Origin of the sequence: Brasilonema bromeliae SPC951 (genome assembly GCF_012912135.1) — a bacterium.
Taxonomy (GTDB): domain Bacteria; phylum Cyanobacteriota; class Cyanobacteriia; order Cyanobacteriales; family Nostocaceae; genus Brasilonema; species Brasilonema bromeliae.
This window is the reverse complement of the sequence record NZ_QMEB01000064.1, coordinates 1-10,680: the sequence shown is the minus strand read 5'-3', so window position 1 is coordinate 10,680 and position 10,680 is coordinate 1. Positions and strand designations below refer to the sequence as shown.

Sequence of the window (10,680 nt, the reverse complement as noted above, 5' to 3'; positions counted from 1 at the left end):
AGGTCGCATAGCTTGACGCTCCCACGGCTAAAACGTTTTCGCTACGTTCAACTGCATAAAGCGTTTTCGTCCCCTTGCGGGGAAAAGTTAGTCTATGACTTGGCGTCGTCAGTCAACAAGGTCTTAATCTTGTATTAAGCTTTCGGTTGTTATTGCATTTAACATTAGACAATAATGCTACACATTCTATTCCAGCGATATCACTATAACTTTTATGCGAATTTTTAATGCTCCTCCATCCTCAGAAACACAAACACGCACCCGCATTCTAGATGCGGCAAGACGACTGTTTGCGTCTCAAGGATTTGATGGCACAACCACCCGCGACTTGGCACAAGCAGCAGGAGTTGCTGAAGGTACCCTGTTTCGTCATTTTTCCAATAAAAAGGCGATTTTGATTGAGGTTGCAACTCAAGGGTGGGTGGAAATTCTGACAGATTTGCTGACAGAATTGAGTGAAATGGGCAGTTATAAGGCTGTTGCTCAGGTTATGCGTCGCCGGATGTGGAATATGCAAAAAAACGCCGACTTAATGCGGGTTTGTTTTATGGAGGCACAGTTTCACCCGGATTTGCGCGATCGCATCCAGTCTGAAGTCATTGTCAAAATGACTGATGTTGCTGAGGCATTCTTTCAAACTGCAATGGATAAAGGAATCTATCGCCGCATGGATGCCAAACTTGTCGCCAAGGTTTTTCTAGGAATGTTTGCCGTTGCAGGCTTTTCCAACAACACCCTTATGGAACCAAACGCCTCACCCCAACAAATGCAAGAAATGGCAGAAGGATTGGCTGATATTTTCTTGAATGGAGTCTTGGCAACAGAGTAATGAGTCAACACTCAACAGTCAACAATTTCTTGTTTTGCATACTAAATTCATCGCTCATTACTCAGTACTCTTTTCGCTTGTTGACTCCACTGTTGAACTTGCTCAATCGAAGGACATAAATCCCGTTGTTGCATGGTTGCTACCACCAAGCGTAGAAGTTGTTGGTGCAATCTGTGAATGGGGGTAGCTGCTAACTGTACCACAGAAGCAATACCCGCATGCAGCAATAATCCACAATATTGTGTTCCGACACCGGGGATACGAGCTAAATCAGCCAATGCTACCCATTTATTAACATACTGAAGATGAATCTGTAATTTATTTGCCAGCACTAGTCTATCTGCAGGTGTTTTTCCTTGTTTGACAAGTGCTGCGGTGGTTGTAATTCCACAGTTTTGCAGTTGGGCTTGCTCTTGCTGACTCAATCCAGGTAATTGCTCAATACACCAATCAGAGGATGAGATACGACTTACGCTTACTTTTTGTTTGAGAGACATTTTTTCAAAAAATAAATACGCTATATCAATTAGTGATAAACACACTCATTGATATCTTTATTCCATCGTAATCTTAAGCAAAATTTTGGCTGTTGAAAAATCTTCATTTGCTCTGCAAACTAACAAAACTTTGAGATATTTGCTTTCATTTCCCAGATTATGATACAAACAACCTCTAGCTCTCTCATCGAAACTCTACGCGACAGACGCCAACGACTCGCCAGCCTGATTGATTTTCCAGCAATTCTTTGGTCAGGAACTAGCAGTCCGCGTAACTATCCAGCAAACGTCTTTCCGTTTCGTGCAAACAGTCATTTCCTCTACTTTGCAGGACTTCCACTACCCAATGCAGCAATTCGCCTCGCTGCAGGTAAACTAGAACTGTTTATGGATGATCCTCAACCAGAAAGCGCTCTTTGGCATGGAGAAATGCCGGATCGTGAGGAGATTGCTCAGATAATTGGAGCAGACGCTGCTAAACCAATGGCAGAATTGGAATTGTGGACACAAGAGGCAGCAACAATTGCTGTGCAGGACGCCGCCACTTGGACGCAACAGTCACAACTTTTGAATAGATGGGTTTTGCCGCTGAAGTCACCACAAGACATTGACTTGGAGTTAGCCAAAGCAATTATCTCGTTACGCCTGATTCACGACGATGGCGCATTAGCTGAATTACGCAAAGCCGGTGCTGTGACTGTAGAAGCACACAAAGCTGGCATGGCAGCTACAACTCATGCTCAAATTGAAGCACAAGTTCGTGCCGCGATGGAACAAGTGATCATCGCCAATAACATGACTACGTCGTACAACAGTATCGTCACCGTTCATGGTGAAGTTCTGCACAACGAGCAATATCACCACTCTTTGCAACCGGGCGATTTGATACTTGCTGATGTTGGTGCTGAGACAGAGACAGGCTGGGCCGCTGATGTCACACGTACTTGGTGTGTTAATGGAAAGTTTTCATCTACCCAAAGAGATATTTATGATATTGTGTTAGCCGCTCATGATGCTTGTATTGCCAAGGTACGCCCTGAAGTTGAGTATCAAGATTTACATTTACTCGCTTGTACTGTGATTGCAGAGGGCTTGGTCAATTTAGGCATTTTGCAAGGAAATCCGCAAGATTTAGTGGAAATGAACGCCCACAGCCTCTTCTTCCCTCACGGAATCGGTCATTTGTTGGGTTTAGATGTTCATGATATGGAAGATTTGGGAGATTTAGCAGGTTATGAAGAGGGACGTACAAGGAGCAATCATTTTGGTTTAAGCTACCTGCGTCTAAATCGCCCCTTACGTCCAGGAATGTTAGTCACAATTGAACCAGGATTTTATCAAGTTCCAGCGATTCTAAATAATGCTAATGTACGGTTACAATATCAGGATGTTGTAAATTGGGATCGCCTATCTCAATTTGCGGATGTGCGAGGAATCCGCATTGAAGATGATGTTTTAGTGACACAAGAAGGTAGCGAAGTCTTAACTGCGGCATTACCGACACAAGCCAATCAGATAGAGAATTTAGTTTGTGGGTAATTGTTGTTGTGTTATTTAAATACATAAAAAATAAGTATTAGCCCTGTTGCACAACTTCAGGTTAGTGGCAGCAGGGATAAAACTATCAAACTCTGGGAGCTTGTTCAACAGTAGGGTAGTGAATTATACAACTTTAGGCGCTACCTGTAAAGCCAACCTCGGGAAATTTTAACTGAGCTTCAGCCATCGGGCGGTTTCTGCCTTCTTCTTGCCAGTAGTTAATAACTTCTGTAGCTTTATTGAGCAACTCCACCCGATCCAGTTCAGTAATCCAGTGTTTTGACTCTAGCTCCTTTTTTAATTCTTCCCAGGCATCATTCCTTGGCCAGAAAAAGTACTTAGTCAAAGGACTTGTGCCTTTGCCTACAACTTGATCAACCGCCAAGGCAACGTTTTCATCTAGCCACAGTATTTTCAAAATAAATTTCGACAATCACACCTCCGGGGAGTATCCGGGCAACACTCACTAACTTTGCGATCGCCTATTGTAACGCAATATCTACCAGCTTTCCAAACGGAAGTGGAAAGTAGCCAGTCAAGAGTGGGCTACAGAGAATGAAATTTTAAAAAGTAAATTGCTTGTTGTGACTAATAACTATTGACTAATGACTATTGACTAATGACTAATGAATGGCAGGTGCTACAACGCGCTTAACCCGACGCCAGAGCAAGCGTGAGGGAAACCCTCATCAAGCACTGGCTGCGCAACGCACTGCCTACTAATGACTCATCTAAAATGTCCGCGTTCTATGACTGAACAACTCTCACCAAAGGCGATAGTGGTTTTCGATATTGACGGTGTTGTGCGCGATGTCAGTGGTTCTTATCGACGAGCGATCGCAGATACTGTACAGCATTTCACAGAAGGAGTATATCGCCCAACACCACTCGATATAGATCAGCTCAAGTCTGAAGGTGTTTGGAATAACGATTGGGAAGCATCCCAGGAATTAATTTACCGCTATTTTGAAACTCTCTCTTACACGCGCGAGCAACTACAACTCGATTACAATGCCATTGTCACCTTTTTTCAATCGCGTTATCGAGGACCTGATCCCCACAGATTCACAGGATATATTTGCAACGAACCATTATTGCTAGACTCTAAATATCTAGAGGAACTCACAAAAGCTGAAATTCCCTGGGGATTTTTCAGTGGCGCAACTCGCGGTTCTGCAACTTATATTTTGGAACAACGTCTCGGGTTGAAGTCTCCAGTATTAATCGCAATGGAAGATGCACCAGGTAAACCAAATCCCACTGGACTTTTTGCCACTGTTCGCTTGTTAGAGTCTTCCGACAATAGAAATAATGACCATTTAACGCCAGTAATATATGTAGGAGATACAGTAGGTGATATGTACACGGTGAAGCAAGCGCGTTTGGAAGAACCTTCTCGGACTTGGATTGGTGTTGGTGTTTTACCTCCTCATGTACAGCAAATAGTAGCGCGTCGTGATGCGTACGCTGAGAAATTGATAGACGCAGGCGCATCTATGGTTTTCACCAATGTACAACACCTGAGTCTGCTTAGGATTTCAGAACTAGTGAACGAAACGGGTTTTGGACAAGTGTAGGTGCTATTTTGTGTAAGTAGGGTGCAAGTTATTGCACCTCAGTGAACTGTTGGGGTTTAAATCCCCAACAGTTCACTGTCTTTCATTTTGCGAAAAGTTTGCGCGTCCGGTGAGACAGCGCGAATGACGGCTCTCCCTCCGTAGGCGACTGCGAATCCGAAGGGGTTTCCCGGCGCAAAACTTTTCAAGACGAATTTTGAATTTATAATTTTGAATTTGAGCGAAGCGAGTGGGGAGGGAATTAAGGATACTGTTGGCACAATATATCTTAATAATTAAAATTCTCAATTTTTCTGATCGTACTTGGTTATAGGTAGCGTAACAGCAAATGTCGTACCCACCCCAATCTCACTATGAACTGAAATCTCACCACCAAGTGTGTCTACACACTTTTTCACAATCGCTAGCCCTAAGCCAGTACCAGGAATTCTATCCACATTGGAAGCACGATAGAAAGGCTTGAACAACAGCGGTTGGTCTTCTTTAGGAATACCAATTCCCTCGTCTTGTATCTGAAAAACGACTATTTGTTCTTGACCAATAAGTTGAAATCGCACTGTACCACCATTGACTATTTTGAATAGCTGACTAAGGTTTCGAGATTTGGTAATGTAGCAATTCACGTGTAAGTCGTAGCTGTGGAAAATGTCATCTTCATTGTGTGATGTTGTTAGCACGACTACGGGAATGCGTTTTAGTTTGGGGTCAGCTTTTATTTCCGCCAGGACTTCTCTACCATCTTTCTTAGGTAAGTTTAAATCCAGCAGAATGAGGTCGGGGCGTGGTGCTTCTGCATACTCCCCTTCCTGGCGCAAATAAGCCATAGCATCCATACCATCTCTGACAGTTACGACTTGATGTGGTACTGAGCTATTTTTCAATGCTTCTTGGATCAGACGAATATCAGCTTTATTGTCTTCCACCAAAAAGATTGTTTTGCGCTTTTCGTCCATTTCTGCGCTCACGATCGCGTCCTCCGACTGGAATCGTAAAGTAGAAAGTTGCTCCTTCTCCAAGTTGTGATTCTACCCAAATCCTCCCCCTATGGCACTCTACAATTTTCTTGCAGATAGCTAAACCCATACCTGTACCTGGGTACTCGTCGCGTGTGTGTAGGCGTTGAAAGATGACGAAGATGCGATCGCTAAACTGCGGATGAAGACCAATACCATTATCCCGTACACAGAACAGCCACTCATCCTCCATTCGAGTCGCTTCCACATGAATTTCTGGTGGTTTGTCACTGCGGAACTTAATAGCATTACCAATGAGATTCTGGAACAACTGCATCAACTGGGTACTGTCAGCCATCACAGTTGGTAACTCACTATAAGTCACAACAGCCCCTGTTTCTTTAACGCGTTTTCGCAAATTCGTCAAAGCGCGTTCCAAAGCTGTTTCTACCTCAGTCAGTTGAAACTCAATTGCCTGCATATCCACCTTAGAGTACGCCAGCACATCATCAATCAGCGTCTGCATCAAGCTGACTCCCTCGACGGCGTAGGTAATAAACTCAGTTGCATCTTCGTCAAGTTTGTCTTGATAGCGCATCTCCAACAATTGTACATAGTTAGCCACTTGATTGAGTGGTTCTTGCAAGTCGTGGGAGGCGACGTAGGCAAACTTTTTCAGTTCTGCGTTGGAACGTTCTAAATCTTGTGCAAGCTGTGCTAATTCATCTGCCTGACGCAGCACAATATTAACAATCGCTTTGCGCAGTTCCAGTGCTGCTTTTATTTCAACCGGTTTCCAGGGTAAAGAGGTGAGGCGAACTGTTTCCTTCCACAATTCAAATGATTTACGCGGACGCAAGCGTAAATTCCCCTCAGACTGACTTAACTCAAACGCCTGATTGGGATCACCTCCCCAATTAACAGTTTGAATCACTTCTGGGCGAAACCATAAAACATAATTTCGCTTAGAAATGGGAATCGCCAACAAACCACTGGCAACATTCTTGAACTTGTCAGCATCTGGATAAATGCTGGGCAAAGAGTTTGTGTAGAAGACTTCTTCGTTAACGTTACTTTTTAGCCATTGAACTAAAAAATTTAAGTCTTCTTCTTTGGGTGTTTCACCAATTAATGTGTAATGACCACCAAAACATATAGCTGCGCCTTCAGCACCAGTCAAGTTGAGGAGATTTGGTTGGTGTTTAACTAACCCATCAATAAAGCTGTCTTCTTGGGACATATATTCAACCAAAGCTGATTGAATATATGTCAATTGCATACGATAGTCGTAATCTTCAGTTTCCTCTCTCGTAGAGATTTCCGAAAATATGACTCGACCTAAAAATTCGCACGCTTTTCGCAATTCATAGGAAACATACTTTGGTGTTTGATGGTGACAAGCAATGAGTCCCCAGAGTTTTCCTTCTTTAATCAGAGAAATCGTCAAAGAAGCACCCACACCCATATTGTGCAAATACTCGATATGACAAGGAAAGACACTTCTGAGAATCGAGTGAGTCAAATCAAGCGGATGTTGAGTTTCCGGATTATTGTTTGGGACAATTTCTACAGGTTCGGCATGAGTATCCGGTATTAATCTAATCCAATTAGAAGTAAATAATTTTCTTGCTGGTTTGGGAATATCTGACTCTGGGTAGTGCAGACCTAAATAAGGTTCTTGGCTTTCTAGTTTTTCTTCTGCAATGACTGAGCCATGCCCATCGTGATCAAACTTATAAAGCATGACCCTATCAAACCCCGTCACTTTTCGTACTTCTTGGACAATGATTTGACAGAAATCTTTGAGATTGGCAGTTTCGTGCAATTGGTTAATTGAAGCTTTCGCGAGGTGATAAAAGCTTAAAAATGGGATATTTTCTTGAGAAATTGCTGGCTCTAACTCCAGAATCAAAAATCCTTCAGAATTGCGGTGGAAGACTGCATCAAATACTACGTAATCATCACCTTTTTTTCTCACCCAAATTTTCGTGGGGTTGATCAAATCAAGACTTTCCTCTAAGAGTCCTGTTTGGATTCTCTCTATTTGAAAAGAGTCGAGTAAATCTTCTAGTTTGGTTTGCAGCAGATTTTCGGGAGATATGCCGAAAATAGAAGAGACATTGCTGCTAACTTGTAATATTGTTAAGTCAGGTTCTTTGAGGACAAAAAGTATTCCATGAGGTTGGATTTGACTATGAATATGAATTTTTGGTTCTTTCAAATTAGTCAAATTAATGCCTTGCAATTGTAAATCGCTAACCATCGCAATTCTCCTGTTTTTCCAGGATTCTTCAAAAGAAAATACTAATCTTGTTTAACATCTAAGCAGGTATGATACACCAGGTTTCAGCAGTTTCTTAACACTCTATCAATTTACTTCATAGATGACTTCATAGATAGTCATAACAACGTTAATGTGTTAAGTTTTTACCTCAATTAACAGATAAAACATTACATATTTGCCTGAATTGGTATACCTGCCTATAGTAGTGTAACGGTCAAAAAACCTGACTTGACAATAATAAATATTAACAAAATGTTATGAACTGCACTATATATTATGTAGCTCTGTTACAGCAGTTTTCAATTGAGTAAAACACAAGTTTGCTCTGAGGGGTACAGCTGACTTATATCATGTCCGGATGATTAGTTGTCATTGCGAGCGTAATGAAATGAAGTGAAGCAATCTCAGAACCTTGCGTTCGCGTCCCTTGCGCGTGTCCCCTTGGGACTCAGCGTGCCCGAAGGGCTTATGCTTCACTTCGCTTCGCTCCGTTCGCAATGACGAATTATAAGTAATTGAGCGGACATGATATTATGCCCCTACTATCTGGTTAAAATCTCGTTTCGGTGGTTCCACCTGGAAATGCGATGGGTGCGGGGATGCCGCAAGTAAGGGAGGCAGCAGCCCTCATCTTGCCAAAAGGGAATATGCTTGCCAATCGAAATCCCCAGTGCAATCATATATTTACCTAATGGTGGATGACCATCAAAAAATGGTGTGTGGGTAAGATAGTCATTGCCAAATTTAGCGTAGTAAACCTCATCAAAGACATCAATCGGGAAAATCCAACAGAAATTAAAATAAGCTTAACCCCCAACACACTTGTTAGCGCCAGAACCAAGATGACAGAAATAATTACTCAATTACCTATTGAAATCCCCAAAGATAAAATCGCTGAACTTGCACAGCGTTATCATATCCGTAAGCTTTCCCTGTTTGGTTCCATCCTGCGGAATGACTTTCGCCCTGACAGTGACATTGACATTTTAGTTGAGTTTGAACCTGGATACACCCCTGGTTTTGCGTTCATCGACATTCAGGATGAACTCTCCCAGCTTTTGGGGCGATCAGTTGATCTGAACACGCCTCAAGATATTAGCCGTTACTTCCGGGATCAGGTACTAAGAGAAGCCCAAGTGCAGTATGTCAAAAACGGATGAGGTAAGTCTCTGATAATGAAATTAGTGACTTCCAATTGCATCGCCAGATTGGAAAGATTCTTCTGCTAAACTTTTAACTAAAGATAACTGATGTTAGCAACAAAGGCACAAGGAAAGTTTTCATGAATACTGTTGTGCTAAATCTAGAACCGATCGCTCATTTAACCGATGAGCAATTTTATCAACTGTGTATCGCCAATCGCGATTTAAGCCTAGAAATGAATGCAACAGGAGAATTAATAATTGTGCCACCAGTAGGAGGAGAGAGTGGAAATCAAGAAGCAGATCTCATTACAGACTTGAATAATTGGAATCGTCAAACCAAATTAGGCAAAGTTTTTAGTTCTTCAACTATCTTCATACTTCCAAATGGTGCAAAACGTTCCCCTGATGTGGCTTGGGTAAAGTTGGAACGGTGGGAAGCTTTAACACTAGAACAGCGAAAAAAATTTCCGCCACTTGTACCCGACTTTGCGATTGAACTGCGTTCTGAAACAGATCGACTTGCACCGATCCAAGCGAAAATGAAGGAATACAAAGAAAATGGATTGCGTTTGGGTTGGCTGATTAATCCTCAAGATGCAAAAGTGGAAATTTACCGACCAGGAAAAGTACTAGAAGTTATTCAAATGCCAACAATTCTTTCTGGAGAAGATATACTACCTGGATTTGAGTTGCAAGTATTTTAAAAATAGGCGTATTGTCCCCTCTCCAAGCCATCAAAGAGGGGAAGGCAGGCAGCGTGAGGTTTATGATCGCCCTTCAACTTTAGCCACCTCCACCATAGTTTTCAAAACCGAATCCGGATTTAAACTAATAGAGTCAATCCCCTGTTCAACTAAGAACTGGGCAAATTCCGGGTAATCGCTGGGTGCTTGTCCACAAATACCGATTTTGCGATTGTGCTTTTTGGCGGCGGCGATCGCGAACTTCACCATCCGCTTAACACCCTCACTCCGTTCATCAAATAACCGCGCCACTAACCCTGAATCTCTATCTAAACCAAGTGTCAGTTGAGTTAAGTCATTAGAACCAATCGAGAACCCGTCAAAAACTTCGGCAAAATCCTCAGCCAGGATGACATTGTTGGGTAACTCGCACATCACATACACTTGCAAGTCATTCACACCCTGCTTCAAACCATTTTTTGCCATTTCTGCCAAAACCAGACGCCCCTCATCGGGAGTTCGACAAAACGGAATCATTGCTATGACATTTGTCAACCCCATTTCATCCCTAACTCGCTTGAGGGCGTGACATTCTAACGCAAAAGCTTCTTTGTAACCTTCATCATAGTAACGCGCTGCGCCTCGCCAGCCTAGCATGGGATTTTCTTCTTCGGGTTCAAACTGTCTACCGCCCAACAAGTTCGCGTACTCGTTACTCTTAAAGTCCGACATCCTGACGATAACTGGTTTGGGATAAAATGCAGCAGCAATTCTACCAATACCTTGAGCTAATTTCTCAACAAAATACTGGGGTTTGTCGTCATAAAGCGCAGTGATTTCAGAAATTTTAGCTTTGACAAAGTCATCATTTATTTCGTCATGATGAATCAGCGCCATTGGATGGGTTTGGATATGATTGGCGATGATAAATTCTGTCCGCGCTAAACCAACTCCATCATTGGGAATCGCAGACAAACTGAATGCTTCTGAAGGGTTACCCACATTCATGAGAATCTGAGTACGGGTGCGGGGTAAGTCTTCTAGCGGAACTTCTTGGACTTCAAAGGGCAATAACCCTGCATAAACCCGTCCTTCTTCCCCTTCCGCGCAAGAAATCGTGATTTCTTGACCATTTTTCAGAACTTGCGTAGCATTACCACATCCCACTATTGC

Annotated in this window: 9 protein-coding genes and 3 pseudogenes; 5 read left to right on the top strand and 7 right to left on the bottom strand. The window is 42.6% G+C overall.

Annotated features, from left to right (window positions below; all coding sequences use genetic code 11):
• Positions 1–214: 214 nt before the first annotated feature.
• Positions 215–829 (top strand): TetR/AcrR family transcriptional regulator, encoded by a 615-nt coding sequence (locus DP116_RS10580; protein ID WP_169155150.1) that lies wholly within the window; start codon positions 215–217, stop codon positions 827–829.
• A gap of 47 nt (positions 830–876) precedes the next feature.
• On the opposite strand, the gene DP116_RS10575 is transcribed toward DP116_RS10580, so the two are convergent.
• Positions 877–1,326: a DUF4332 domain-containing protein gene (locus DP116_RS10575; RefSeq protein ID WP_169155149.1), complete on the bottom strand. Its 450-nt coding sequence runs from the start codon at positions 1,324–1,326 to the stop codon at positions 877–879.
• A gap of 159 nt (positions 1,327–1,485) precedes the next feature.
• Between DP116_RS10575 and DP116_RS10570 the strand changes: the two genes are divergently transcribed.
• The gene (locus tag DP116_RS10570; RefSeq protein ID WP_169155148.1) at positions 1,486–2,865 is read left to right on the top strand and encodes an aminopeptidase P family protein; all 1,380 of its coding nucleotides are present in this window, start codon (positions 1,486–1,488) and stop codon (positions 2,863–2,865) included.
• 133 nt (positions 2,866–2,998) lie between these two features.
• On the opposite strand, the gene DP116_RS10565 is transcribed toward DP116_RS10570, so the two are convergent.
• Entirely contained in the window at positions 2,999–3,298 is a 300-nt protein-coding gene (locus DP116_RS10565) for a 30S ribosomal protein PSRP-3 (protein WP_017319442.1), read from the bottom strand.
• Positions 3,299–3,614: 316 nt separating this feature from the next.
• On the opposite strand from DP116_RS10565, the gene DP116_RS10560 reads away from it, so the two are divergent.
• Positions 3,615–4,442 carry a TIGR01548 family HAD-type hydrolase gene (locus tag DP116_RS10560; protein ID WP_169155164.1) on the top strand — a complete coding sequence of 276 codons (828 nt, stop codon included), beginning with the start codon at positions 3,615–3,617 and terminating at the stop codon, positions 4,440–4,442.
• A 284-nt stretch (positions 4,443–4,726) separates the two neighbouring features.
• Here DP116_RS10560 and DP116_RS28540 read toward each other — a convergent pair.
• The 4 genes and pseudogenes from DP116_RS28540 to DP116_RS10545 form a co-directional block, all read right to left on the bottom strand.
• A pseudogene (locus DP116_RS28540) lies at positions 4,727–4,999 on the bottom strand (sensor histidine kinase); the annotation flags it as partial.
• A gap of 6 nt (positions 5,000–5,005) precedes the next feature.
• Positions 5,006–5,407 (bottom strand): annotated as a pseudogene (locus tag DP116_RS28535) (response regulator); the annotation flags it as partial.
• Positions 5,352–7,658, bottom strand: coding sequence for a sensor histidine kinase (locus DP116_RS10550; RefSeq protein ID WP_169155146.1), 2,307 nt, complete (start codon positions 7,656–7,658; stop codon positions 5,352–5,354). The pseudogene DP116_RS28535 and the gene DP116_RS10550, both read right to left, overlap by 56 nt.
• A gap of 647 nt (positions 7,659–8,305) precedes the next feature.
• Positions 8,306–8,455: pseudogene (locus DP116_RS10545) on the bottom strand (phospholipid carrier-dependent glycosyltransferase); the annotation flags it as partial.
• On the opposite strand from DP116_RS10545, the gene DP116_RS10540 reads away from it, so the two are divergent.
• Positions 8,384–8,839: a nucleotidyltransferase family protein gene (locus DP116_RS10540; protein WP_422614219.1), complete on the top strand. Its 456-nt coding sequence runs from the start codon at positions 8,384–8,386 to the stop codon at positions 8,837–8,839. The pseudogene DP116_RS10545 and the gene DP116_RS10540 sit on opposite strands and share 72 nt — an antisense overlap.
• Positions 8,840–8,961: 122 nt before the next feature.
• The gene (locus DP116_RS10535) at positions 8,962–9,528 is read left to right on the top strand and encodes a Uma2 family endonuclease (protein WP_169155145.1); all 567 of its coding nucleotides are present in this window, start codon (positions 8,962–8,964) and stop codon (positions 9,526–9,528) included.
• Between the two features lie 60 nt (positions 9,529–9,588).
• Here DP116_RS10535 and DP116_RS10530 read toward each other — a convergent pair.
• Positions 9,589–10,680: putative PEP-binding protein (locus DP116_RS10530; protein ID WP_339381424.1), on the bottom strand; the 1,092-nt coding region annotated here is incomplete at its 5' end.